The following is a 26,613-nucleotide window of genomic DNA, read 5'->3' on the forward strand; positions in this document are numbered from 1 at the left end:
TCGGACACGGGGATAAGCAGGATACATTTGTTCTAACCATCTATGACGGTGGATGATAGTCTCGAATGTTCAACGTTGTGAGGAAGCTGTATCCACACCATCCACACGACAACGTTTCCCTGATACGGCGCTGAAAATGTCAAGTGCCTTTGTCCAAAATCGGCTCAAGCAGTGCGGCGAGATCAGCGTCGCTGAACTTGACACTACCTTCGTGATCCTCCGAGAGGATTCCAGCGGCGAGTTCGGCTTTTTTCTCCTGCAGGGCGAGAATTTTTTCCTCAATGCTGCCGGCGATAACGAGTTTGTAGACGAACACTTTTTTGCTCTGACCCAGGCGGTGGGCACGGTCGGTCGCCTGGTTTTCCACTGCAGGGTTCCACCACGGGTCGTAGTGAATGACGGTGTCGGCGGTGGTCAGGTTAAGGCCGGTGCCACCGGCTTTCAGGCTAATCAGGAAAACCGGTACTTCGCCTGCCTGGAAGCGGCGGATTGGCGTTTCGCGGTCGATGGTGCTGCCGGTCAGGGTGACGAAATCGAGCTTGCGGCTCGTAAGCTCGGAAGCAATTAGATCGAGCATCGAGGTGAATTGCGAGAAGAGTAGAACGCTGCGGCCTTCTTCTATCATCTCGGGCAACATGTTCATCAGCAGGTCAAGCTTGGCGCGCTCCTTGACCTTCTTGGCAGCGGTGATTTTGACCAGACGCGGATCGCAGCAGACTTGGCGGAGCTTGAGCAGGGCGTCAAGTATGATGATCTGGCTGCGCGCAAAACCTTTGGCGGCGATTTCCTCGCGTACACGGGCGTCCATTGCGCTGCGCACCGTTTCGTACAGGTCACGCTGGCCGCCTTCGAGCTCGACGGTGCGCACGATGATGGTTTTTTCCGGCAGCTCCTTGGCGACCTCGTCTTTCTTGCGGCGCAGCATGAAGGGTTTGATGCGGCGGGCCAAGAGTGCGCGGCGCAGGGTGTTGCCCTGTTTCTCGATCGGCGTGCGCCAGGTGCTGGTGAAGTGTTTGGAATCGCCAAGAAATCCGGGCATGAGAAAATCGAACAGCGCCCATAGTTCGCCCAGATGGTTTTCCAGCGGCGTCCCGGTCAGGCACAGACGATGCGCGGCGCGAAACTGGCGTACCGCCTGAGAGGCTTGACTGGCGGCGTTTTTGATGGTTTGCGCTTCGTCGAGAATGAGCAGGTGGTAAGCGTGTGCAGCGAGGGCTTCCTGATCGCGCCAGAGGAGCGGGTAGGTCGTCAGGCAGACATCGTGTTCGGGGATCGCGGCAAAGCGATCGGCACGGCTCGGGCCGTGCAGTGAGAGGATGGTAAGCCCGGGAGCAAAGCGCTCGGCTTCACACTTCCAGTTGAAGATGAGCGAGGTTGGCATGATGATCAACGATGGCTTGTCAAGACGGCCGGCTTCCTTCTCGACGAGCAGGTGGGCAAGCGTTTGTGCTGTTTTCCCCAGCCCCATGTCGTCGGCCAGAATACCGCCAAGCTCGTTCTCGCGCAGATATTGCAACCAGCCAAGGCCGTCGAGCTGATAGGGGCGCAGTGTCAGCGCCAGGCCTTGCGGCGGGCTCGCCGTGTGCGTGCTGCCGGCACCTTGCAGGCGACGTGCCAGTTCGCTGGCGGCGTGGGTGCCGTGCAGCGTCCAGTCCGGGAGATCGCCCAGAGCGGCGAGTCGCGCGGCATCTGCGCGCGGCAGGCGCAGGGTCTCGCTTCCGGCTGGACCATCGAACAGGTCGATCAGCGTGCGTGCTAGTGGTTTGATGCGTTCGGCAGCAATGCGGATGCGTCCGCCTTGCGGGCCATCCAACTCGATCTGTTCATCGTCGGCAATGTTGGCAATGCGCGCGCCGTCCAGCCAGCGCCCGTCACTGCGAAACAGACTGTGTAGTAGCGGCGCCAACGGCAAACGCTCGCCGTCGACAACGATACCCATGTCCAGCCCGAACCAGCCCGCTTCACTTTCGCTAAGTTCAGCATCCCAGGATTCGACGGTGAGGATGTGATGGCGGAATGCGCTGGCAACCACCACCTGCCATCCGGCCGCGCGCAATTTTGGCGCGATGTCGTTGGAGAAGCCAGCCCAGGCAGCTTCGCTTTCCAGCCCGTAGGCGGCCGGGGCAAAGCCGCCGGAAACAGAAACCGTACTTGGTATTACCGGCTGAAAACCAAGGCTGACGAGAAAATCGAGTTGCGCTTTTTCCTGCTCGGGTTTGCGTAGGACGCGCACCGTTTCGCCGCCACCGACGGTGACGTAATCTTGCGGATCCTGCGCTGACATCTTCGCCTCACCGTAAGCAAAATCGATTTCGGCGTAGTCGTAATAGCCATTATTGAAGGTGCCAGCGTACTTGCGATGCTTGTAGACCGCCCAGCAGCGAATTGAATGCAGGGTGACGATTGCTTGCAGGGGTTCGTCAATCTGGCGCAAGTGGCTGATCACGTCGGCATTGGGCGACGGAATGGCGGGGGCCATTTCGGCCAGCGCACTGGTGACCAGCGGCAAGTCGGCAGGATTGAGCGGCGGCAGCCGGAACAGGGCATTGAGCAGGACGTAAGCGGTTTTTGTATCGACCGTTCCGGCCTCGCCAGCGTCCGGGTCGATATACCATGGGGGGTCGAGAAATAGCAGGATGCTCGATGGCGGTCGGGTAATGAGGTACGGGACGATCTGCTGGCGCGTGTTGGCCTGCCAGGTAATTTCGCCAGGCCGGACGGGGCCGCTGCGCAGCCAATTGAGTGTCCCGCTGTGCGGCGCACTCATCTCCAGACAGAAATAGCCGCGCCCGCTGGCGACGGCGGCAGCCAGCAGCGTTGCCCCCAGATTGCCGGACAGCGGCACGCTGTCGTTCAAGTAGCCTTTACCGGAGATCTTCAGCATCAGGCGAAAAATATCGAGGTCGCTGTCGTCGGTGAATTGCGGCGGCGCCAGCAGGGAGCGTTCGGCATTGCCCCATTCCGACGTATTGCGTTTGAACGGCGCGCCAGGGTCGATGCGTCCCTTGACGGTTTTGAGAATGAAATCGCCATAATGGGCAGAGTAGCCGACGAGGTAGTAGATTGCCTGCGCAGCCTTGACTTTGGCTTTTGGTTTAGGTTTTTTGCTGGCGGCCAGACTAGCCCGGCGCAGGGTTTCGACCCAGTGCAGCAAACCCGGGTTAACCGCAGAGGCTAATGATGATGGCGTATTCAACGAGCCGCCCTGAGTTGCAGAAGGGGCGCGCCGCCGGAGCATGAAAAGAAGCGCGGCAACAGCGTGTTCACAGGAAAATCCTGTTCTGCAACTGCACTCGCTGTCGATGACCAGCTGGCTTTTGCCTTTGACTTGCATCTCGTCAAAGAAAATATCGACCTTGATTTTTCTTGAGCCCTTGTTCAGGAGCTCGCAGTACATGTAGTCTCCGCTTGAATCAACTTTGACCACGCTTTCGATCAAGGCCGGTGCAGCAAGTAACTCGTGCTCCTCAAAATTTTCATTGACGTCGTCTAAACTATAGCGTTGGGTTGGCAAGAGCATGGTGAAGAATTCCGGCGCAGCCGTTGAGGGTGAAAAACGGCGCCGAAGCACCGCCTTTCCGGTTGAGAAGTCCTACTCGTCAATCACCACGCTGGTATAAACCTCCTGCACGTCATCAAGGCTTTCAAGCACGTCGATGAGCTTTTGCATGCGCACGGCGTCGTCGCCGGCCAACTCGGTCTCATTCTCGGCTTTCATCGTGATCTGTCCGAACTCGGCGCCAAAACCTGCGGCGGCAAGGGCTTCCTTGACGCTCATGTAATCATTGGGCGGCGTGAGGACTTCGATCGAACCATCCTCGTTGGTCAGTACATCCTCAGCGCCGGCTTCGATTGCGGCATCCATCAGCGCCGCTTCGTCGGTGCCGGGGGCAAAGAGCAGTTGGCCGCAGTGCTTGAACTGGAAGGCAACACAACCGTCGGCGCCCATGTTGCCGCCATATTTGTTGAAGGCATGGCGAACTTCGGCAACGGTACGCGTGCGGTTGTCGGTCAGGCAGTCGACCATCACGGCGGCGCCACCGATACCATAACCTTCGTAGCGAATTTCGATGTAATCGACGCCTTCGAGTTCGCCAGTGCCTTTTTTGATCGCATTATCGATCTTGTCCTTGGGCATATTGACGCCCTTGCCCTTGTCGATCGCCAGGCGTAACCGGGGATTAAAGCCTGCATCGCCACCGCCCATTTTGGCGGCGACCGTGATTTCCTTGGCGATCTTGGAGAACGTCGCGCCGCGCTTCTCGTCCTGGCGACCTTTTCGGTGTTGGATGTTCGCCCATTTTGAGTGACCGGCCATGCTAACCTCTTCTCTGTGCAGCGTTTTTGGCAGTCTTGTCGGGATCGACCGCCGCAGATAGTTGATAAAACTGCTCGATAATCAAGCCGCGCATTTTAACATTTCTCGACCGCCCACATTTAACGGAGTGAGAGGCTGAGAGGCCGTAAAAATATTCATCGCATTCCAACAAAAAAACTAATCCTTTCACCATACTGCCAAAGTCATTTTATGAGCCAATATTGTTCGTTGATCAAGCAAGGGCTAAGGTGGCTTCTCCTCACGAAGAGTTTGCCTATGTGCGCTTTGCCAATGGAAGTTTTGCTCTGGCTGGTCGTGATGATGTGGCTGCCGGCCGCATCTACTTACGGCGCACCATGCATGCAACCGGACAACATCAAGCGGGTCAGTGGCGACACTGAGTGCCTGCTGATCAAGACCTTTCGCCATGATCAGGGCCTGGCCATGAGCACCCTGTTTGTTCTACTTCACGGCAATCATTCGAGCGGCAGCCCGGCCGTCTCGCAGTTTCCGGTGGCCGCCACCCTGGCCCGCTCGGGACCGGAGGATACGGTCGCGGTGGCTGTCATCAGGCCAGGGTACAACGATGCCGAGGGCAATTTTTCAAGCGGCAATGCGGCCGGCCGCGCCGACAATTTTTATGCTGGGAACATCGATATCGTTGCCGCCGCCATCGACCGTTTGAAGGCTTTTCATCAGCCACAACGGCTGGTGCTGGTCGGCCATTCCGGAGGGGCGGCAATGGCCGGGGTCATTCTTGGCCGGCATCCCGGTCTTGCCGATGCGGCAGTGCTGGTCGGCTGTCCCTGCAATGTGCCTGCCTGGCGGTCAATGCGTGGTCGACGCGACCACTGGAACAGCGAATCGGCCGAACGTTACGTTGAGCGCATGCCTCTGTCTGCTCGGGTGGCCGTTCTGGTCGGTGCCAAGGACGACGTAACGCCGCCGCTCCTCGCACAGTCCTACGCGATTGCACTGGCAGCGCGAGGCATCGCGCATGAACTCCTGGTTCTGCCGGATCAGGATCACGTCACTGTGATCGACTCCGCTCAGGTCGTCGAGGCCGCACTACGGCTGGGCAAGGCCGACTGAATCGTGACCTGTCCGAAATCGAGCCGTCCTCGTTGGTCAGAACATCCTCAACGCCACTTCGTCGGTGCCTATGTTGCCGCCATATTTGTTGAAGGCGTGGCGAACTTTGGCGACGGTGCGCGCGGTTGCGGTCAGGCAATCGACCATCCAGCGGTTTTGGCAGCCTTGTCGGAACAGAAGGCTGCAGATAGTTGATAGAATTGCTCGCCAATCGAGCCACGCATTTTAACATTTCTCGACTGCCCACATTTAACGGAGTGAGCTGATGGCTGACCCCCTCGTCGTTGCCCGATGCAATCAAACCGATCTGGGGCTGCTGTTCTTGAGTGCGTTCACTCCACGTGACCAGAAAGCAGTGAAGACGGCAGCCCTGACCCTGCGCGCCAATCCGGCCTTCAATGTGGCGACGGCGATTAGCGAACTCGGTGTCGGCGAGGCGCTGATTTCCTTCCTCGACGAGAAGGGGCGTCCGAATGTTCTCGAACGCGCCTTCATCATGCCAATGGCATCGCGTCGCCGCTAGTTTTCATGGCGCGCGCTTATTATCGTTGCCCGAAATGCGGGCACAAGCCGGCAGAGGCGATACCTGCTGATGGGCAGTGCCCGGCCTGTGGCGTGTATTGCAAAAAGTGGGACGCCATGCAGGCGGCGCTTGATGCCGGCGAGGTGATAGGCGAAAAACAATCCTCCACTGAATCATTGCACGCCTTGCTGACACAACTCCTCGCGCCGAAAACACGGATGGCGCCAGAAATTTTCTATTCCCGCTGCGCCACATTGCTATTCTTGGCCGTCTGGGGCTGGCGATTGATCGCCATGGATTATCGCAATGGCGAGTTCGGGAACTCATTCATGCATAACATCCTGCTCCCGATCCACGAAGCCGGGCATGTACTTTTCATGCCTTTCGGCGAGTTTCTAACAATCCTGGGCGGTAGCTTCTTTCAATTGGCCTTGCCGCTTGGCATCGCCATCGCCTTTGTGCTCAGGAACCGTGACAATTTTGCCGCAGCCGTCTGCCTGTGGTGGCTTGGCGCCAGTTTTCTCGATCTTGCTCCCTACGTGTATGACGCCCTACATCCACAACTGATCATGCTTGGCGGGCATACCGGCGAGGATGGCCCGCACGACTGGATCTATCTTCTCGAGTGCTTCGGCCAGGTGCATCGCTCGCCGGCCTGGGGCTTTGCAGTACACAGAATTGGCGCACTGACCAGTCTTGCCGGAATAGTGTGGGGCGCTGTTCTGCTCTGGCGGCAGCGTGACGGCGTTGATCAACGCACCAGCGCTTAAAACTCGAGCGGATCAACTTCCAGATGCCAGCGCAAACGCGAGGTGGCCTTGATGGCATTGAGGGCGACACCCCATGCGCCAAGAAAGTTCTGCAAGGCACGCCGCGACGGCGACTCGATAAGCAACTGGGCGCGCTCAAGGTTGGCGCGCCGCGCGAGGCGCATCGGTACCGGATCGTAGAGCATCACGTCACCATGCATACCAAGCTGCGGCCAGGCACGCGCGCTGGTCAGGAAAGCCAGCGTGTCGGCCATTAGTGGCGCCTCGGCGCGCAACATGGCCTGATAGGTGTAGGGCGGAAAGCCGGCCTGTTCACGCTCCTTGAGTTGCTCGTTAGCGAAGGCCGGGTAGTCGTGACGGACCAGGGCGGCATACAGAGGGTGGTCGGGAAACTGGGTCTGGATCAGCACTTCACCTGGCAAGGCAGCACGCCCGGCACGGCCGGCCACCTGCATGAGCTGGGCGAACAGCCGTTCCGGCGCCCGCCAGTCTGCAGCGAACAGCGCCGCATCGGCGCCGAGGGCGCCGACCAGTGTCAGCTTAGGGAAGTCGTGCCCCTTGGCCAGCATCTGGGTACCGACCAGAATGTCAGCCTCACCGCGGTAGATTTGTTCGACCAAGGCCTCCCATTGCTTGCGGCTTTTCGCCGAATCGCGGTCAATACGCAGGATACGCGCCTGTGGAAAACGTTCGGCCAGCACCACTTCCAACTGCTGGGTGCCGCGCCCGAAAGCTTGGATATCCTGATTGCCGCAAGTCGGGCAGCCCTTCGGCACGCGGCTTTCAAAGCCGCAGTGATGGCAGCGAAGACAGCCATCCGCCAGATGCAGAACGAGATTGGCGGCACAACGCGTACAGTGCGAAATCCAGCCGCAGCAGGTGCAGGTCAAGACGGGGGCATAACCGCGACGGTTAAGGAAGACCAGGCTTTGTTCGCCGCGTTCCAGCCGTTTTTCAATAGCCAGCAGGAGTGCGCCGGAAAAACCGTTTTGCAATTTTTCAAGCCGCGTATCGATTCGTTGCACCACCGGCAGGCGGGCATTTTCGACGGCTCGCTCGTGCAGTGTGAGCAGGGTGTAGCGGGCCGGCGTCCGGCTGTCGGTGGCGTTGGCCCAGCTTTCCAACGACGGGGTTGCCGATCCGAGAACAATCGGGATGCCCCGTTCACGCGCGCGAAAGACGGCCACATCGCGCGCCGAGTAGCGCATTCCGTCCTGCTGCTTGAACGAGGAATCATGTTCTTCATCGACCACGATCAAGCCAAGATCCGGCATCGGCGTGAAAATCGACAGGCGTGTACCAAGCACGATGCGCGCCCGTCCTTCGAATGCCGCGCGCCAGTTGCGCGTACGCGCCGCCTCGGAGAGTTCGCTGTGCAGGCTGACCAGCCCGGCGCTTGGAAATCGCGCGGCGACCCGGGCCTCAAGCTGTGGCGTCAGGTTGATTTCGGGTACCAACAGAAGCACCTGCTGGCCAGCGAGCAGCGCTGTTTCGACCAGGCGTAGATAAACCTCGGTCTTACCGCTACCGGTAACCCCATGCAGCAGATAGGCTTTGAAGCCCTTGCCGTCATCGGCCATGGTCGCCAGCGCCGTCTTTTGCTCCGCCGTCAGTTCGGGGGCTTCCTGCGGCGGCGGCAGCTTGAGTAGACTCTGGCTTTTCCGTGCTGTTGGCGGGTCGATACGGCGCAGGCCAGCGGGTAGCGTGGACAGCATGACTTCGCCAAGCGGCGCCTGGTAGTAAGCGGCGCAGAATTCGCTTAAGCGGAACCAGTCGGGCGGCAAGGCCGGCAGATCCCGCAGCACGGTTTCAATCGATTTGAGCTGGGCGATGGGAAAGTCGCTGCTCGCAGGAAGGTCAACAATGATGCCGATCTTCGCTTTCCGTCCAAAGGGAACGAGAACCCGGAGTCCGACATCGGTCGCGCAGAGCGTCTCCCTCTCGGAGACGAGGTAGTCAAAAAACCGATGCAGCGGAACATCGAGCGCGACGCGAGCAATCTGCATACTGGCCTGTCTATGAAACTGGAAAAACAAGGGTGTCTGGAGGGGAGGGGTGAGGGTGTTAAACTGAACTCACTTAGCCGTCAAAGTTCGCGCCGGTTCTGTAAAAATCACGTAACTCATTAACTCATCGACGTATTCACAGTTGTTCACAATTTCTGTGGATAAGTCTGTGGGTTAATCATCCGCAAACAACTCAATCACCCGCCCAGTAAGGCGTTTTGTCACTTTGCCGCAAAAAAGGGCACAAATTTTGATCATTAAAATCATATACTTATGAGTAAGCCTATGATTTTGAAAGAACTTGTGACGATTGCGTTACGCAAATCCCAATTCTGTGCATAAGTCAATACGAATTTAGGAAACAGTTTTTATATTTTGCGTAAACCCTTGCTGTAGTCATGGACAGTTTCAACCAGCACGGCGACATGCTCTGGCGGTGTAAATTGTGAGATTCCGTGCCCGAGATTAAAGACGTGACCCGTATTGCCTGGCCCATAGCTGTCGAGGACTTTTTTCGCTTCGACGGCAATTTTATCGGGCGCGGCAAAAAGCACATTGGGATCGAGGTTACCCTGCAAGGCGACCTTGTGACCAACGCGTCGGCGCGCTTCACCAAGGTCGATGGTCCAGTCCAGGCCGACGGCGTCGCAGCCGATATCGGCGATCGACTCCAGCCACAGCCCGCCACCCTTGGTGAAGACAATCGAGGGGACACGTTCGCCGTCTTTTTCCTTGATCAACCCGGCGACGATGCGTTGCATATACTGTAGCGAAAACTCTTGGTAGGCCGCTGCCGAGAGGCCACCACCCCAGGAGTCGAAAATCATCACGGCCTGCACGCCAGACTCGATTTGGGCATTCAGATAGGCAATCACAGCGTCTGCGGTTACCGACAGTATTTTATGCATCAGATCCGGCCGATCGTAGATCATCGTTTTGACGCGTCGATAATCACTGCTTGAAGCCCCCTCTACCATGTAACAGGCCAGCGTATACGGGCTGCCTGAAAAACCGATCAGAGGCGCCGAATTATGCAACGCACGACGGATTTCGCAGACCCCATCCATCACATAGCGCAGGTGATCGTAAGGGTCCGGCGTGGTCAGGTCACGGATCGCCCATTCTTCGCGCAGCGGACGTTCAAACTTCGGCCCCTCGCCTTCGGTAAAATACAGGCCCAGCCCCATGGCATCCGGGACCGTCAGAATGTCGGAGAAGAGGATCGCCGCATCAAGGTTATAGCGGGCGAGCGGTTGCAGCGTAACTTCGCAGGCCATCGCGGGATTCTTGCACAACTGCAGGAAGCTGCCGGCGCGTTTGCGCGTTTCGCAGTATTCCGGCAGGTAACGGCCTGCCTGCCGCATGAGCCATATCGGCGTGTGGTCGGTCGGCTCCCTGTGCAGGGCGCGTATGAAGTTGTCGTTGCGGGGTCGAGTCACGTCAGTTGCCGCCGGGAAGATCAAAGGAGGATTATCCGCCGGAAATGACTATTTGCGCCAGCAGCAGCTGGCGCGGACCTGTTATCACATGTTGAGCAAGAAAGCCAAGGCCAACACCGTGGTGGCGATCAAGGCGCTCGCCCACAAGTCTGTGAAATCCATTGGACACGAAGCGGCACCAACGTTCTTCTGGGGCGGTAAAACCGCCAGGACGCAGGCAGTGCATCGCTGATCGCTTGATCCTGATGGGTGGCTGGCGCGATTCGTTCGCAGCCAGGCTTTGAAAAAACGGATGCGGTCAACTATTGCGGGCGAGAGTTAAATGTGTAGGCACTGGGTATCCGAGCCGGCAGGCTCAACTCGATGGCCGTGTCCCGTGTTGACGTATTCCCCTACAAAACCGCTTTTGCAGTTTCTGTTTTTGGCTGAGGGTTGACGAAAATCAATTTAATCAATAGACTCCCCCTGAAGTCGCAGTGCATTTTATGCACTAAGCATGTTTGATGGTCCCCGCCTCGTGACTCCCACACAGGGCATCCATCCCGTGATTGTAAACGCCCAGCGGCAACCCCACCGCACCCTCGGGCTTGTACCCAACTGAAACCCGCTGCCGCCCAGCATGTTTGTCTGCGCGATGGCAACAGTAAAGGAGAGTGAGCATGTCTGCAACGATTGCGCTCAAATATCCGATGGCACGCACTACCAGCGTCGCCCCGAGCCTTGTGCAACACAGCCTGATGATTACCGCACTTTTTATCGTCCTCGGCATTATCAATATTTTTTTCGGTAGCACGCAGCCAGTTGAAATCCCGGAATCCACGATGACCGATTTATCCGTTTCGGTCGAATCCCATGAATCAACACCGGCTGATGAGCCCGAACCGCTGATCCTTTCGCCGCGCATGCAAGGTGCACTGGATTATGTGATACGTCGCTATCGGGTGTCCCCAGAAGCACTGGTGCCAGTTTTTGAAGAAGCTCAATTGATCGGTAAGGAGCGGCGTATTGATCCGCTGCTCATCGTCGCCATCATCGGGATCGAATCAGGATTCGATCAATTTGCCGAAAGCTCCATGGGCGCTCGAGGGCTCATGCAGGTCATCCCGCGCTTTCACCGGGACAAGGTTCCGGATGGGGCGGGCGATGGCGCTTTCCTCGATCCGCGAATCAACATCAGGGTTGGGGTGTATGTCCTTGAAGAGGCCATTCGTCGACGTGGCGGACTGGTTGCCGGCCTTCAGTACTATGCCGGTTCGTCAGAGCCTGAAGGCATTTATGCAAGCAAGGTGCTGGCCGAGAAGGAGCGTCTGGAGCAGGCTGCACGCCGCAGTGCTGCTGCATGACGATCAGTCGTCCTCAAGGCCAACTGTCTTGTGTTGTGAAGCCAGTTGCTGTTGGGTGGTCAGCGGTATCGGAGCGTAATGCGAAAAGCGGATGTTGTAGGAACCCTGCCCACCAGTCAGGGACTTGAGTCGTCCCTGATAGTCATCGAGTTCGGCGAGCGGAACCTTGCCGCTGATCGACATGTTGCCGACGCCCCGCGCCTGCGTTCCGGTGACCTGCCCGCGCTTGCTCGATAGGTCGCCAGTAAGATCGCCGATGGCGGCATCCGGAGCCAGAATTTCAATGTCGACGACGGGTTCCAGAATGATCGGTGATGCCGCGCGAATGGCTTCGACAGTTGCTTTCCGACCGGCGGCAAAGAAGGCGATGTCCTTGCTGTCGACCGCGTGTGACTTGCCATCATGGACGATGACGCGCAGATCGTGCACCGGGAAGCCACCAACCACGCCGTCTTCCAGCGCTTGACGCACGCCTTTTTCAACTGCGGCCATGTACACGCCGGGAATGGCGCCGCCTTTGACAATATCGACAAACTCGAAGCCGCCCCCACGTTCCATGGGCTCGATGCGCAACATGACTTCACCAAACTGGCCGGCGCCGCCGCTCTGCTTTTTATGTCGGCAGTGTCCCTCGGCCTTGCCGGTGATCGTTTCACGGTAGGCAATCTGCGGCGGCTTGGTGTCGAGTTCGATTTTGTACTGCTGCGCCATACGTGCCAGCTTGGCGCGCAGATGCATTTCACCGAGGCCGCGGATGACGGTTTCATTGGTTGTCGGGTGACGCTCAACCTTGAAGCAGGGGTCTTCGATTTCAAGCTTGTGCAGAATGTCAAAGAGACGTTGTTCATCAGCCTTGCGCTTGGTTTCAACGGCCAGGCCTTGCATCGGTTGTGGGAACTCGAGTGGCTTCAGATGGATATGGTCTTCGTCATGCGAATCATGTAACACACAGTCAAATTCGATTTCGTCAACTTTGGCAATGGCGCCAATATCGCCCGGTATCAGAGCGTCGACCTCCAGGTAGTCCTTGCCCTGCAGGCGGTACAGGTGGCCGACCTTAAACGGGCGCTTGGCGTCGCCGACCAGCAGTTGCGACTCCTTTCTGATAGTGCCCTGATGGACGCGGAAAACACCGAGTTTGCCAATGAAGGGATCGCTAACAACCTTGAAGACGTGAGCAAGTACGTGCTTGCTGGCATCCGGCTCGGCGTGAAAGGCGACACTGCTCTCGTCGCCCGGGTCTCCCTTGTAGAATGGAGGCGGATTGCTCTCGGTCGGGTTGGGCGCCAGTCTGACCAGTGCATCTAACAACTGGGGTATGCCGGCACCAGTTTTGGCTGAAGCGAAAAGAATAGGAATCAGGTGACCGGCACGCAGCGCCTTTATGAAAGGGGCATGCAATTCGTCGAGGCTGGGGTCAGCGCCTTCATCAAGGTAGCGGGCCAGGAGGTCTTCGTCTTCCTCGACAATCTGGTCGATCAGCGCACGGTGGGCGACGGCAATCGACTCGAAGTCACTCTCGCCCTGGTCGTGACCGAGTAGTTCAACCACTTCCTGGCCTTGATGCGTGGGCAAATCAAGCAACATGCACTGGCGACCAAAACGTTCGCGGATTTCACCAAGCAGTTTGGGCAGGTCAACATTGTCCGCATCAATTTTGTTGATGACGATCATGCGGCATAGATCGCGGGCAGCAGCAAGTTTCATCATGCGCTCGGTCGACAGTTCGATACCGGTTTGTGCGTTGATGATAATTAGCGCCGTGTCAACGGCAGCCAGTGCGCCGATGGCTTGTCCGGCGAAGTCCGGGTAGCCTGGCGTATCGATCAGGTGCACCCGGGTGTCGAGCCAGTTCAGGCTGACCATCGCGGAGTTGAGCGAGTGCCCGAGTTCCTTCTCCTGCGGATCAAAATCGCAAACAGTGTTCCCTTTTTCAACGAATCCCCGACTGCTGATCGCTCCTGCTGCGGCGAGAACTGATTCTGCGAGCGTGGTTTTGCCGGCAGCGCCATGACCAACGAGAGCGACAGTGCGAAGATTTACAGTGCTATTCTGACCCATGTTTTCTCCCAATTTTGTCGAACCTGTTCTGGAGTAATTAACTACTCAACAGCTATCCGCAACCTCGTGCATTCTACCCTTTGTGGCGCATTAGAAAAGCCGCCTGCAAGGCCCATTTCGGGCTATGGAATTTTGCGTTGACCTTGTTGGCATGCGGGCTGACAATCCCAGCCTTGTTTCCAATTACTCACCTTTCTGAGGGTGGATTTAGCGAGCCGGGTTTCCGGGAGGAGTTGCGATGGGCGGCAAGACGAAGAAACATTTGGAGGTGTTGCGCGAGATGCGCAGCCGTGCAGTGCTTGGCGGCGGTCAGAAGCGTATCGACCAGCAGCACGCACGGGGCAAATTGACCGCGCGTGAGCGCCTGGCGCTGTTGCTTGACGAAGCTTCCTTCCAGGAGTTCGGCGCCCTGGCCACCCACGACTTCACTGCCTTTGGCCTGGATCAGCAGCGCTTTCCAGGTGATGGCGTCATAACCGGTTTCGGCAAAGTCAGCGGTCGTCGCGTTGCAGTTTATGCTCAGGACTTTACCGTCCTGGGCGGATCGTTCTCCGAAGTGCAGTCGCAGAAAATCAGCCGCATCATGGACATGGCTCTGGAGGCGGGCATTCCGGTCATCGGCCTGGGTGATTCGGGCGGTGCGCGTATTCAGGAAGGAGTTCGCAGTCTCGCCGCTTACGGCGAGGTCTTCGTCCGTAACGTGATGGCTTCCGGCGTTATCCCACAGATTTCGGTCATCCTCGGGCCTTGTGCCGGCGGCGCAGTGTATTCCCCGGCGCTGACCGATTTCGTGATCATGGCGGGCGATAGCTATATGTTCCTGACCGGTCCGGAGGTCATCAAGTCGGTGACCGGCGAAGTGGTAACGGCGGAAGATCTGGGCGGTGCCGAGGTCCACACCGGTCGCAGCGGCGTCGCTCATCTGGCGGCTGAAACTGAGGCTGAAGGCATTGCTCTATCCAAGCTTCTGCTCAGCTATCTGCCGCAGAATAACAACGAAGAACCACCGCAGATCACACCTGAAGATCCGGTGGATCGCATGGATGAGTCCTTGAATGAACTCATCCCCGACGGCGAGAACCAGTCTTATGACATTCGCGACGCTATCGAGTCGATTTTTGATCAGGACAGTTTCCTCGAGATTCAGCCGAACTATGCCGCCAATGCGGTGATCGGCTTTGCCCGTCTCGAAGGCTATTCGATTGGTGTTGTGGCCAACCAGCCGGCGTTCATGTCTGGCGCGCTGAACATCGATGCCAGTGACAAGATTGCCCGCTTTATCCGCCTGTGCGATGCCTACAATGTGCCCATCATCACCTTCGTCGATTGTCCTGGCTTCCTGCCGGGAACCAGCCAGGAGTACGGGGGGGTGATTCGGCACGGCGCGAAGATCATTTATGCCTACTGTGAGGCGACGGTGCCGAAGATCTCGATCGTTACCCGCAAGGCAATGGGTGGCGCCTATGTGGCCATGGGTTCCAAGCAGATGCGTAACGACATTACCTTCGCCTGGCCGTCGGCCCAGATCGCCGTCATGGGGCCGCAGGGAGCGGTCAATACACTCTTTCGCGAAGAAATCAAAAAAGCTGCCGATCCCGTTGCGCGGGAGAAAGAGCTTATTGAAGAATACAGAGAAAAATTCTTTAACCCCTATCGTGCTGCTGACGTGGGCCAGATTGATGAAGTCATTGAGCCGCGTGAAACGCGCCCTCGCCTGGCGCGTGCGCTTGAGGTTCTGCGCACCAAGGTCCAGCAGAATCCGCCCAAAAAACACGGGCTGTGTCCGGTCTGATGGCTATTGCATAGCGTCGCTCAAAGCAAATCTGACGAGAGGTTTACGTGGAAAATTTAGAATGGGGTTTGAAGATGACCGTCCTCGGGATGGGGCTGGTCTTCGCCCTGCTGATCCTGCTTTGGGGCTTGCTGATGCTGGTTCTTGTGCTCGACAAGGAACCCAAAATTCCGCTCTCGGCGCAGGATACGCATGCTGAAGCGGAGCGCATCGCGGCGCTTGCCGACGCCGCTGTAGGCGCGCAGGTTCCCGAGCCGGCAACGGTCAACGGTATGCCGGCAGATCTGGTGGCAGCGATCCTGGTCGCTACGATGAAACACAAATTGACACTCCGGCGTCAGGCGGCGCCGTTCATGCGTAGCTACTGGCCAGGCAGTGAACTGTTTGCCAGTCATTGGGTTGCAACAGGCCGCGCGCGGCAAAATTACAGTTGGCAGCCGAGAGGAAAATAATGCGACGCTATACCTTGGATATTAGTGACCGGAAATTCGTAATTGACGTGCAGGAACTCGCCGCCGACCGTTTCGAAGTCTTTGTCGGTGACGAGTCCTACGAAGTGACTCTCTCCGGTGACGAGAATCTTGCCGAGGCAGCCATTACGCCGGGTTTGCAGCCGCGCTCCGCCGCGGGGCAGCGCGCCAGCACGGCCAGTACCGTGGCGCGGGTGCGCAAGGAGCCGTCGTCGACACCGGCGGCCTCTCCCGCGCCACGCAAGGCGGCCGGTGGTGCTGGCGGCAAAGGTGCGTTAACGGCGCCGATGCCTGGCGTCATTCTCGAAGTTTGCGTCAAGGCTGGCGACCAGATCGAGCGCGGCCAGCAGGTGGCCATCCTCGATGCGATGAAGATGCACAATGTCATTGGTGCACCGCGCGCCGGCACGGTTGCCGAAGTTTTTGTGGTCGCCGGCCAGAATGTTGATCACGGTGATGCGATCATAAAATTCAAGGAGGATTGAGCGATGCTCGATCAAGAAACGATCGGCCTGCTGCTCAAGGGTATCAACAACGTCAGCTGGCAGTCGCTGATCATGCTCGGGGTGTCCTTTGTGCTGATGTATCTGGCGATCGCTAAGGACTATGAGCCGCTGCTGCTCTTGCCCATCGCGGCCGGCTGCATGCTCGCCAATCTGCCGCTCTCGCCGCTGATTGCCGATGACGGCATGTTGAAAGTGCTGTACACCATGGGCATTACCAACGAGTTGTTCCCCCTGCTGGTTTTTATCGGCATTGGGGCTTTGACCGACTTCGGGCCACTGCTGGAAAACCCGCGACTGGTTCTGCTCGGTGCGGCAGGTCAATTTGGTATCTTCCTGACGCTGATCCTTGCGCTGCTGCTCGGCTTCAGCCCGAATGAGGCGGCCTCGATCGGCATCATCGGCGCCATTGACGGACCGACCTCGATCTACGTCAGCGGCATTTTGGCGCCGCACATGCTCGGGCCAATTACTGTCGCAGCCTACAGTTACATGTCGCTGGTGCCAATCATCCTGCCGCCGATCATTCGTTTGCTGACGACGAATAAAGAGCGTCTGATTCGCATGCCGTACAGCTCGCGCAAAATCAGTCGGCGCACGCGAATCCTGTTCCCGATCGTGGTGACCGTCCTGGTCGGGACTTTGGTACCGTTTGCCACACCGCTAATCGGCATGCTCATGCTCGGCAACCTGATGAAGGAGTCGGGAGCAGTTGAACGCCTGACCAAAGCTTCAGCCGGTGAAATCGCCAATGCCGTAACGCTTTTTCTGGGACTGGCGATTGGCTCGACGATGATCGGATCCGAGTTTCTGAAACCCAGTACGCTGGCCATTCTGGTGTTGGGCATTATCGCTTTTGCCGTCGATGCGGCGGCCGGCGTCTTGTTTGCCAAGATCCTCAACTGGCTTAGTGGCGGCAAGGTCAACCCGATGATTGGCGCGGCCGGCATCAGTGCCTTCCCGATGGCCGCACGCGTTGTTCAGCGTGTTGCCCAGGACGAGGATTTTGAGAACTTCCTGCTCATGCACGCCATGGGTGCCAACGCCGCTGGCCAGGTCGCCAGCGTGGTGGCGGGCGGTGTCCTGCTCGCCCTGATGGGAGCGGGAGGGTAAGCAGTGGTGAGCGAGCAGCTAAACGCCTCGATCATTGGGGGTGAGCGTCAACTGTCTGAGCAGATCGCTCATCGGCAGATTAAGGCTCTTGCCCGTCGGCGGGATAGGCGCGACAAACCATTTGTCATAGACGTGCGCGAACTCGCCGCTCTTCATCAGGCCGATCAAGGTATCGTCGACCAGCTTCTTGAACTGCGGATCGTTGCGTCTGAACATGATGCCGTAGGGTTCCACGGCAAAGTTCTCCGCCAGAACAAGCAGCTTGAAGGCATCCGCTTGCGGCACACTCATCAGCAGGCCATGTAGCAGGACATCATCGAGCACCATCACGTCAGCCTGACCATTGAGCAACTGGCGCAGCGAGTCGTCATGGTCACGGCCAAATCGATAATTGAGCAGCAGGCCCTGGCGCGCGGCAGCCGCCTTGACATAACTGTCCGAGGTGGTCCCTGAGGTGGTGACCACGACCTTGCCTTTCAGGTCGCCGAACGAGCGAATTCTGGAATCCTTCCTGACCAGGGCCTTGATGCCGGCGGCGAAGGTGGTCACGCTAAACCCCACGTAGCGTTGTCGCTGTATGGTGTTGGTCGCCGAGTCACAACTTAAGTCGATGGGCCCGGCCTCAAGCATCATCTGCCGCGAATCCGGGGTTGTCGGCACCGGAACAATCTCAAGTCTGGGCAAAGCAAGCCGGGTCTTGATGGCCTCGATGATGTGTCCGCACAAGTCCATCGAATAGCCGATCACCTTACCGTCGGCATCGAGGTAGGAGAAAGGGATGGACGTTTCGCGATGCCCGACATAAACGGCGCCGTAGCTTCGAATTTTCTCAAGTGTGGGGGATTTCGTTTCCTGGGCATTGAGCGTTCCCGCACCAAGCAACAGGCAAATCGTGATGAGCAGAGGTCTGAATAGCATTTTCATGTGCATTATTTTTACTGCCCTTTTACAGCGGCGTGTCGGTCGGTGCTGGGCGGTTGCCAATAAAGCTGTTGGACGAACCTTCCATCATTTCTCTGGCCTTGCGTCCGAGCGCTGCACGATCGAGCGTGGTATCAACCGGTATGCTTGGCGGGCACAACTGGGCAAGATCAACCGGCGTCAACTCATTGTCATCGGGCGAGTTGTCGGCATCGACCCGTTTCAACCCGAGTGTTTCGAGCAGACGGCCCATGCCGGCATAGCTTCGTAAATAGGCGATCGACAAATCGACGTCGGCATTGACTTGCGAACGGCGCGCATCGAAGTACTCGTTCTGGGTATTGAGTAGGTCGAGCAGCGTGCGCTGGCCGATATTGAATTGGTCGCGATAAGCGGCGCGCGTTTTTTCGACTAGATTGACCTGCAAGCCGATAAAGGAAAGCTGGTCGTTCAGGCGCAAGGTATCGTTGAAGGCGATCGACAGGGTTTGGCGCATGTCACGACAGGCTTTTTCACGCTGATCAAGAGCACTGTTCTTGCGTTCGCGATATTGGCGGCTGCGCGCCACATCGGAACCGCCGTTGAAGAGGTTGTAGTTGAGCCGTAGTTCAATCCGGCTGTCATCGCGCGAACCACCATCTTGGTAATTGCTGAAGTTTTCCTGGCGGGCGACCAGGTCGAGCTTGGGCATGAAGGCCGAGCGCTTAGCTTCCAGATCATACTGTGTCGCCTCGATATTTTCGATGCTCGCGCGCAGGGCCGGGTTGTGCTTGAAAGCTACAGCCAGCGCCGCTCCTGGAGTGTCGGGAAGTGTTTTGGCCAATTGCGCCGGAGCAAACATCACCTTGGCCGGCTGCTCGCCAACGATGCGCAGGTAGCGCGCCGAGACGTCGTGCAAATTGGCATAGGCCGTGGTCAGATTGACATCGGCCAGCGCCAGCCGGCTGGCAGCCTGCTCGACGTCGACCCGTTTGCCGACGCCGGAATCGGCACGCTGCTTGAGTTGTTCAAAAGCGGCCTGGTGCTGGATGTAGTTTTCCTCAGCAAGAAAAACCTGGTAGCGAAAACGAACGACGTCAAGATAGGCACGCCCGGCTTCCAGAGCAGCATTCTCGGAGGCATCAAGCAACTCGAAATAGCGAACCAGCTTGGCCTTGCCCAGGCGCTTGACTTCGCTGGAGGTGGCAAAGCCGTCAAACAGCATTTGCCTGAGGTTGATCAAGGTATCGTTACCGTAATAGGAAACATCCGTTCCCACACGTTTTTGCACGATTTTTTCACGCCCGCTGCCGGCAGACAAATCAATTTTTGGCAAAAACCCGCCACGCGCAACACCAATCTCCTCGGTCGCCTCAAGGAAAGCGTGCCAGCGCGCCTGGACTTCAGGATTCTTGAGCAAGGCGGCTTGGGCTGCCTCCTTCAGTGTAAAGTGCTGAACAAGCGGTGTGCTTAGCAAGGAAGGGGACGATGCGTCATCTACTGCCAAGGGCGGCGGTGGTTGTGCGCCCACCGCTGCTGAAAACAGCAGGGCCAACAGCAGAAGGCTTGGAGCGGCCGGAAAATTATGCATCACTATCCTCGTGAACAATATACTCGGATAAGCCATTGAGTCTTTTTGATTATACCTGCCCCGTATGCTATTGCTATGCAGTAATTCACACTTGCCGACTCTTTCAGGACTGATCTGCCCTGCCAATGTTCCCCGAATCTGCCTTGACGAAGCATCTGCCCACCTCGCCGCGACTGCTCCTGTGCCGATTGGTGCTGCTCTTGGCGCTGGGGGTCATCTATCCGGCCGCTGCACTCGACCCGGCAGCGCTGCAACAGCAACTGATCGCCCGTTTTGGCCCAGCGCGCGTGGTCTTGCTCAAGGATTGGTTGCAGATGGTCAGCTCGGTGAAAACACTCCTTGATGAGCAAAAACTCCAGCAGGTTAACGACTTCATCAATCGGAACATCACCTTTGAAGACGATCTGAGCGTCTGGCAACAAAGCGACTACTGGGCGACACCGCTGGAGACGATAGGTCAGGGACGTGGTGACTGCGAGGACTTTGCCATCATCAAATACGTGTCGCTGCGCATGGCTGGCATTCCGGCCAGCAAGCTGCGCCTGATCTACGTCAAAGCCCGGCTCAAAACTCCGACCGGTTCGCTACAGCAGGCGCATATGATCCTCGCTTATTACGCGACGCCGAGCGCCGAGCCTCAGGTGCTGGACAATCTGGACGCCGCTATCCGTCCCGCCTCGGCGCGTCCGGATCTGCAACCGGTATTTAGCTTCAATAGTGAAGGAATTTTCGCCGGAGTATCCGGCAAGGACAAGGCAACGGCCGGCGGCCTCGGCCGGCTGTCGCGCTGGGAGGATGTCCTGCAACGTATCCTCGCCGAAGGCTACGAATAATACTGTTTGACCATTTGACTAGGAAACTGATATGTCCATGTATCGCCAACTCTGGCTTGCCATCATCATCAGCATGCTGCTTGCCCTCGGGGGCAGTCTGCTCGCTTCGATACTCAGCGCGCACAGCTATCTTGAATCGCAGTTATCGATCAAGAATACGGACAGCGCCTCCCTGCTGGCCCTTTCGCTTGGCCAGGGTGATCCCGACGCAGTTTCCGTTGAGCTGGCCGTCAGCGCGCTATTTGACGGCGGCCACTACGAGCTGATTCACGTCGTCGATCCCAATGGAAAAACCATCGTTGAACGACGTGCTGCGCCGGGCAGGCTTAATGCCCCGGACTGGTTTGTCAGTCGTCTCCCGATTCAAGCAACACCCGGTCAGGCGCAGATCAGTAATGGCTGGCGGCAGTTCGGCACCGTCACCGTGATCAGCCACAGCCGCTTTGCCTATGGCGCGCTCTGGCATAGTGTCCTGCAAACAATGGGAGCGCTGGCGCTGGCCGGGCTGGTCGGCGGCTATCTTGGCTCCTTGACCCTGCGCCGCCTCACCGCCCCGCTCAGAGCCGTGATCGACCAGGCGACCGCGATCACCGAACGGCGTTTCGTTACGATTGACGAACCCCGGGTCCCCGAACTCAAGCAGTTGGCGGTCGCCATGAATGCCACTGTCGGGCGTCTGAAATCAATGTTTGAGGAAGAGGCCGCACGCCTCGAAACGGTTCGTCAGGAAGCTAATTTCGACCCCTTGACCGGACTGCTCAACCGCAGTCATTTCATGGCCAGGCTACGCCAATCACTCGATGCGGAAGACGGTGTCGGCGGCGCACTGTTGCTGATTCGCCTTGCTGATCTGGCGGGAATCAACCGCCGCCACGGCCGCGCGGCTACCGACGATTTTCTGAAGCGGACCGGCGAAACCATTGCTCAATGTGCCGGAGTGGCTGCACGCCTCAATGGCGCCGACTTTGCTGTCATGCTGTCCGGAGAGGTCAATGGTCGCGTGTCGGCAGAAGCCCTTCTTAAGGCCCTCGTTGAAACGGCAACGCCTTTTATTGAAAGCGAAACAGCCGCCTGGATTGGCGTCGGCACCTATGCTCATGGGATGGATATTGGCACCGTCCTGGCGCGCATCGACAGTGCCCTGGCCGGCGCTGAGGCCGAAGGCAAGAATGCCGTTCACGAAGCCGACGCAGGCGTCGAAAATCAGCCTCGAACCGCCGAACAGTGGTCAACGATGATCCAGCGCGCGCTAGATCATCAGTGGGTACGACTAATTTCCTTTCCAGTCATCGAGCTCTCCGGGAAACTCTCGCACCGTGAGTGTCCGCTGCGCCTGATGTTCGACGAGCAGGGCGAGTGGCTCCTGGCCGGCCAGTTCCTGCCCATTGCCGAACGGCTCCGGCTGACGCCGGCACTCGATCTGGTCGCGGTCACCCTCGGCCTGCATGAGCTGCAGTCGCAACCCGATCTTCCCGGCCTGGCGATCAATCTCTCGGCCAGTTCGGTGAGCGATGGCGCATTTCGGAAAAAGCTGCTGGCTTTGCTCGCTGCCCATCGTACCCACGCCGCGCGTCTCTGGCTGGAAGTGCCGGAAAACGGCGCTTTGAAGCATCTCCCTGTGTTCCGTGAGCTGTGTCACGCACTGAAAGCTGTTGGCTGTCGCGTCGGCCTCGAACACTTCGGCCATCAATTTAGCCAGATCGGCCTGCTACATGAAATCGGCCTCGATTATCTCAAGGTTGATTCAAGCTTCATTCACGGGCTGGACAGCAACCCTGGAAATGCTACTTTCCTGAAAGGGCTTTCGGGCATTGCGCACAGCATCGGCCTGCAGGTGCTGGCCGAGGGTGTGGCCACACTTGAAGAGTTGCAGGCCCTACACAGCGTAGGTTTTGACGGTGCAACCGGGCCGGCGATCCGTGCAGTTGAATAAGCTGGAAAGTGCAGAGCTCTGTTTAGTCGGTAACCAGTTTGCCCTTGCTGAGAAGATCCTGAATAATCTGCTGGTCCAGAGTATTGCTGCCAACGAGATCCGCGCTCTGCAAAACAATCCGCTGGGTCTCGGCAGCATTGGTAAAGGTGCTACCAACGATGTGCGAGTCGGCATTGAAGCCCCCACTAGAACTGACGTGAACGATGGTGTCCGCCCCGCTCTTCTCGAAATGAAGGAAATTGTTCAGGCCGCTCGACACGGCGTGCTCACCCTGTAGCAGATCACGTAGGTCAAGCACGTCTTTGCTCGCCGCGCTGTTAGAGACGCTAAAGTCAGTGATCGTATCGACAGCCGGTACGCCGGCCGCGCCACGATCAGCAAAATTCCACTGGAAAACGTCGGCGCCCAGCCCGCCGCTCATGATGTCGTTGCCGGCGCCACCAATAAGAACGTCGTCACCGGCAGCACTGTTAAGCGTGTCATTACCGCCGCCGCCAATGAGGATTTCGCCAGCGTTTCCGCCCGTGATCAGCGAACCCTGAACCGTTGTGACGCTTACGTGACCACTGTCATTCACCAAACCATCGCTCAGCTTGTAATCAAAAGACGATGGATGCGCTACCAAAGTGGGCTGAATCGAAACCCAGAGCTGATAATTCCCGTCGTCCTGATTTATACCATTTGCATTGTTATTGAAGGCGGTGGCGTCGATGTAGTAGTAGCCGTCGGCTGCTACTGTATATTCCAGATAGGAGTCCAGAGAGTTGCCGTGATAGCCGCTCTTGACCGAACCCAAACCACCCAGGGTATTTACTGCGTCGTCGTTCTGGGCTAATTCAACTCCATTGGCATTGTAGAGCTTAAGCAGCATATCAACCGCGTTCGGGTCAGTGCCAATTGTTGTCAGGCCGCTGTCTCCACCGTCGATATCCAGAATGATTTTCTCACCGGCGTAGAGATAGACCTTGAGGTAGTCCTGGTCAGTAACGGCGGGGGTGCCGAATACGTCATCAACGCGACCGGTCCACTTAAAGCTCGGCAGGGCGGCATTACCAACGTAAGGGGCATCCGCAGCACTGACCTGGCCAAATTGACTCCTACCAATTTCATAGGCCAGGGCTTGCGTGTTATTGAGCCCCTGAGTTTCCGAATCCCCCGGGTACAGCGCGGCCTCGGCCACAATCTTCGCGCTCGTTCCGAAGGAAGTGGTATCCGTAAAAACAACCGGGTTGGTCCCCAATACGGTTCCATTTTGCGCGCTGGAAACACTCGACAGGCTCAGGTTTGCTCCACTGTCAGGATCGGAATCGTTGACCAGCAGCGCGCTGGATGGAATGGGAATCGCTTGCCCGGCGGCAATGTTCGTAATCACGATATCGTCCACCGCCAGCGGTGCGTCATTACTGCCGTTAATGGTGACCGTCAGCGTGTTGCTGCTGGTGAGGCCTGCGGCATCGCGCAGCGTGTAGGTGAATGTCTCAGTAGGTATCGCTCCTTGCGCCAGAGCCTGGGTATCCGGGTCCGCATTGTCAAGGGTGTAGGTGTAGGCGCCGTTGGCCGCCAGGGTGAGCGTGCCATAAACGCCGGCAAGAACACTGCCCACATTGCCGGCCAGACCATTGACCGCACTTACGATCTTGGCATCTCCGCTATCCACGTCGGTGTCATTTGTCAGGACGTTGCCGATTGCACTCGGCGTACCTGCAAACGGGGTGTTGTTAGGGGTAACCCCCGCTTCGGTAACGGCCGCAAAGTCTGCTGCCGCCACGGGGCCATCATTGACTGGGGTGACATTGAGCGATGCGGTCGCCGTCGACGACCCACCATGACCATCACTGACGATGTAAGTAAACGACGCCGGGCCGTTGTAATTGGCATTGGGCGTGAACACCACATTGCCGCCTACCAGCGCCACGCTGCCATGCGTTGCGCCCTGCACCGACGCAATGCTCAGCGTATCGCCGTCGACATCGCCATCATTGGCCAGCAGTTGTGCGGGCAGCAGACTGATTGCCGTATCTTCGGGTGTGGTAAAGGCATCGGCGACAGCCACCGGCACATTGTTGAGCACGACGACCGCCAGCGAGGCGTGCGTCGTTGCCGTCGAAAGGTTGTCGCCCTCGGTAGCAATGGCCTGGACATCGAGCGTCATCGTTCCGCGGTAGCTCGCTGGCGGCGTGAGCGCCAGCGAGTTGTAATTCCAACCGGTGATGTCGGCGACTCCATCAACCCCTACCGTCTGGGTATGTGCGCCATCCCCAATGACCGAGCCGGCAACGATGTTGCCCACGTGTAGAGCGAGTGATTCCGACCCGTCGGTGTCAACCAGGTCTGCCACAATCCCGCCGAGCGCGATGGTGTTGCCCTGATAACCGATATTGTCGGCCTGTTGCAACGAAATATTGTCCAGCAGACCGCCGAGGGAATTGCTATCCATAGCCCTGAACTCAAGGCGATCAGGATTTCCATCGCCGACAATTACAAAGTCGAAGTGCGCAAAGCCGGCAGTGTTCGCATTGAGCACGCCAAGTAGATGGCCTGCCCAGTAAATGTTGATATTCGAGTTAAGCTCGTTGCCGCTACGCGCCGAATAATCGAAAGCAAGGTGATACTGCGCCCCCAACATGGTGTTGATATCTGTGTAAAGATTTGACGCATCGCCAGTGTTGGCCTCCAGTTCAATGACGCGATTTGTCGCCGAGCCTGCGCTGACGTAAACATTTTCGTAGCCAATCTCGACCAGACCACCAGGGTTGTCGGTCTTCCACCCACTGCTCGCTGGAATGGATACACCACCCCAGTTCTGCGCGCTGGGTAGGCCAAAGTCATCAAACGTGGTGCTGGAAAAGGTCTGTGACGCACTGAGAGTCAAGGTCGGCGCATCAGCTACCGGCGTCACGTCAAAAGTGATTCGATTGGCGCTTAGGTCGGTATTCTGCCCGCCATTGGCCGTCCCGCCATCGTCCACGACCTGGAAGCTGAAGTTGGCATAAGCATGACCACTGGCATTACCCACCGGCGTGAAAACCAAATCGCCCGAGCTGATGCTGGCTGCACTGACTGAAGCGCCGGGAGTGAGGAGCACGCCATTCAGTGTCAGGCTACCGGTGTCTGGCAACGACGTGATGAACACCGACGCGAATGCATTGGCCGGAGTGTCTGTGTCAGAAAACCCGAAGTCGGCGGCCGATAACACGAAGGACGAGTCCTCGGAAATCGTGATCATTTTGTCAGCGCCCGAGGGCGCGCCGTTGATGCGGGTGATGTCCGAGGTATCGCTAGCGCTGGCCGTATGGCCGGCGGCATCGCTGACCTGGACGGTGATAACCGGCAATTGCGTCAGGTTGAGCGCATCGTTATCGACGGCAGCAACTCCCGCAGCGGTCAGGCGAACTTCGCTGCCGACGATCTGGAAATAACCGTCGGGGTCATTGAGCAGCATGTAGCTGAGCGTGTCGCCAGCATCTGCATCGGCGCCGCTGAAGATCGCCACTACGGTGGCGGTACTGACTGCGCCTTCGGTGACGTCCTGCGCCAAAACGCTGAGCGTCGGGGCACTGTCGTTGATGCGGGTGATGTCGGCAATGTCGCTGGCGCTGGCCGTGTGACCGGCGACATCGCTGACCTGGACGGTAATGGCCGGCAATTGTGTCAAGTTGAGTGCATCGTTATCGACGGCGGCAACTCCCGCAGCGGTCAGGCGAACTTCGCTGCCGACGATCTGGAAATAACCGTCGGGGTCATTGAGCAGCATGTAGCTGAGCGTGTCGCCGACATCGGCGTCAGCGCCGCTGAAGGTCGCCACTACGGTGGCGGTACTGACTGCGCCTTCGGTGACGTCCTGCGCCAAAACGCTGAGCGTCGGGGCACTGTCGTTGATGCGGGTGATGTCGGCAATGTCACTGGCGCTGGCCGTGTGTACTCCA

The 26,613-nt window shown here is 57.9% G+C and carries 18 protein-coding genes and 2 pseudogenes; 11 read left to right on the forward strand and 9 right to left on the reverse strand.

From position 1 onward, the window contains the following. Positions 1–139: 139 nt before the first annotated feature. Entirely contained in the window at positions 140–3,520 is a 3,381-nt protein-coding gene (locus Q1J43_RS08990) for a DEAD/DEAH box helicase (RefSeq protein WP_301102152.1), read from the reverse strand. Positions 3,521–3,592: 72 nt separating this feature from the next. Then, positions 3,593–4,318 carry a YebC/PmpR family DNA-binding transcriptional regulator gene (locus Q1J43_RS08995; RefSeq protein WP_301102154.1) on the reverse strand — a complete coding sequence of 242 codons (726 nt, stop codon included), beginning with the start codon at positions 4,316–4,318 and terminating at the stop codon, positions 3,593–3,595. Between the two features lie 276 nt (positions 4,319–4,594). Here Q1J43_RS08995 and Q1J43_RS09000 point away from each other — a divergent pair, with 276 nt between their 5' ends. Then, positions 4,595–5,410 (forward strand): prolyl oligopeptidase family serine peptidase, encoded by an 816-nt coding sequence (locus Q1J43_RS09000; RefSeq protein WP_301102155.1) that lies wholly within the window; start codon positions 4,595–4,597, stop codon positions 5,408–5,410. Positions 5,411–5,446: 36 nt separating this feature from the next. Here Q1J43_RS09000 and Q1J43_RS09005 read toward each other — a convergent pair. Further along, positions 5,447–5,557 (reverse strand): annotated as a pseudogene (locus Q1J43_RS09005) (YebC/PmpR family DNA-binding transcriptional regulator); the annotation flags it as partial. 181 nt (positions 5,558–5,738) lie between these two features. On the opposite strand from Q1J43_RS09005, the pseudogene Q1J43_RS09010 reads away from it, so the two are divergent. Then, a pseudogene (locus tag Q1J43_RS09010) lies at positions 5,739–5,924 on the forward strand (helicase HerA-like domain-containing protein); the annotation flags it as partial. Positions 5,925–5,938: 14 nt separating this feature from the next. Then, the gene (locus tag Q1J43_RS09015; RefSeq protein WP_301102156.1) at positions 5,939–6,703 is read left to right on the forward strand and encodes a hypothetical protein; all 765 of its coding nucleotides are present in this window, start codon (positions 5,939–5,941) and stop codon (positions 6,701–6,703) included. On the opposite strand, the gene Q1J43_RS09020 is transcribed toward Q1J43_RS09015, so the two are convergent. Next, positions 6,700–8,709 carry a primosomal protein N' gene (locus Q1J43_RS09020; RefSeq protein WP_301102157.1) on the reverse strand — a complete coding sequence of 670 codons (2,010 nt, stop codon included), beginning with the start codon at positions 8,707–8,709 and terminating at the stop codon, positions 6,700–6,702. The genes Q1J43_RS09015 and Q1J43_RS09020 overlap by 4 nt on opposite strands. Before the next feature lie 368 nt (positions 8,710–9,077). Beyond that, on the reverse strand, positions 9,078–10,148 hold the full coding sequence (gene hemE, locus Q1J43_RS09025) for a uroporphyrinogen decarboxylase (RefSeq protein ID WP_301102158.1): 1,071 nt from the start codon (positions 10,146–10,148) through the stop codon (positions 9,078–9,080). Between hemE and Q1J43_RS09030 the strand changes: the two genes are divergently transcribed. Next, positions 10,120–10,380 (forward strand): hypothetical protein, encoded by a 261-nt coding sequence (locus Q1J43_RS09030; protein ID WP_301102159.1) that lies wholly within the window; start codon positions 10,120–10,122, stop codon positions 10,378–10,380. The two genes, hemE and Q1J43_RS09030, sit on opposite strands and share 29 nt — an antisense overlap. A gap of 505 nt (positions 10,381–10,885) precedes the next feature. Beyond that, on the forward strand, positions 10,886–11,491 hold the full coding sequence (locus Q1J43_RS09035; RefSeq protein ID WP_301102160.1) for a transglycosylase SLT domain-containing protein: 606 nt from the start codon (positions 10,886–10,888) through the stop codon (positions 11,489–11,491). Between the two features lie 3 nt (positions 11,492–11,494). On the opposite strand, the gene fusA is transcribed toward Q1J43_RS09035, so the two are convergent. Continuing rightward, complete coding sequence (fusA, locus tag Q1J43_RS09040) at positions 11,495–13,552, reverse strand: elongation factor G (protein ID WP_301102161.1); 2,058 nt, start codon at positions 13,550–13,552, stop codon at positions 11,495–11,497. Between the two features lie 238 nt (positions 13,553–13,790). Between fusA and Q1J43_RS09045 the strand changes: the two genes are divergently transcribed. The 4 genes from Q1J43_RS09045 to Q1J43_RS09060 are packed head-to-tail and all read left to right on the forward strand — an operon-like array spanning position 13,791 to position 17,430. Continuing rightward, complete coding sequence (locus Q1J43_RS09045; protein ID WP_301102162.1) at positions 13,791–15,344, forward strand: acyl-CoA carboxylase subunit beta; 1,554 nt, start codon at positions 13,791–13,793, stop codon at positions 15,342–15,344. A gap of 47 nt (positions 15,345–15,391) precedes the next feature. Then, positions 15,392–15,796 carry an OadG family transporter subunit gene (locus Q1J43_RS09050; RefSeq protein WP_301102163.1) on the forward strand — a complete coding sequence of 135 codons (405 nt, stop codon included), beginning with the start codon at positions 15,392–15,394 and terminating at the stop codon, positions 15,794–15,796. Continuing rightward, positions 15,796–16,299: a biotin/lipoyl-containing protein gene (locus Q1J43_RS09055; RefSeq protein ID WP_301102164.1), complete on the forward strand. Its 504-nt coding sequence runs from the start codon at positions 15,796–15,798 to the stop codon at positions 16,297–16,299. Before Q1J43_RS09050 ends, Q1J43_RS09055 begins: the two co-directional genes overlap by 1 nt. A 3-nt stretch (positions 16,300–16,302) precedes the next feature. After that, positions 16,303–17,430, forward strand: coding sequence for a sodium ion-translocating decarboxylase subunit beta (locus Q1J43_RS09060; protein WP_301102165.1), 1,128 nt, complete (start codon positions 16,303–16,305; stop codon positions 17,428–17,430). An 18-nt stretch (positions 17,431–17,448) separates the two neighbouring features. Here the strand turns inward: Q1J43_RS09060 and Q1J43_RS09065 are convergent, their stop codons facing one another. Together Q1J43_RS09065 and Q1J43_RS09070 are read right to left on the reverse strand one after the other, a co-directional pair. Further along, positions 17,449–18,348: an amino acid ABC transporter substrate-binding protein gene (locus Q1J43_RS09065; protein WP_301102166.1), complete on the reverse strand. Its 900-nt coding sequence runs from the start codon at positions 18,346–18,348 to the stop codon at positions 17,449–17,451. A gap of 28 nt (positions 18,349–18,376) precedes the next feature. Next, complete coding sequence (locus Q1J43_RS09070; protein ID WP_301102167.1) at positions 18,377–19,921, reverse strand: TolC family outer membrane protein; 1,545 nt, start codon at positions 19,919–19,921, stop codon at positions 18,377–18,379. A gap of 143 nt (positions 19,922–20,064) precedes the next feature. On the opposite strand from Q1J43_RS09070, the gene Q1J43_RS09075 reads away from it, so the two are divergent. Both Q1J43_RS09075 and Q1J43_RS09080 read left to right on the forward strand, forming a co-directional pair. Further along, complete coding sequence (locus Q1J43_RS09075; protein ID WP_301102168.1) at positions 20,065–20,754, forward strand: transglutaminase-like cysteine peptidase; 690 nt, start codon at positions 20,065–20,067, stop codon at positions 20,752–20,754. 31 nt (positions 20,755–20,785) lie between these two features. Then, positions 20,786–22,687 carry an EAL domain-containing protein gene (locus Q1J43_RS09080; RefSeq protein WP_301102169.1) on the forward strand — a complete coding sequence of 634 codons (1,902 nt, stop codon included), beginning with the start codon at positions 20,786–20,788 and terminating at the stop codon, positions 22,685–22,687. 22 nt (positions 22,688–22,709) lie between these two features. On the opposite strand, the gene Q1J43_RS09085 is transcribed toward Q1J43_RS09080, so the two are convergent. Continuing rightward, positions 22,710–26,613: tandem-95 repeat protein (locus Q1J43_RS09085; RefSeq protein WP_301102170.1), on the reverse strand; the 3,904-nt coding region annotated here is incomplete at its 5' end.

The organism is Propionivibrio sp. (genome assembly GCF_029255185.1).
Lineage (GTDB): Bacteria > Pseudomonadota > Gammaproteobacteria > Burkholderiales > Rhodocyclaceae > Propionivibrio.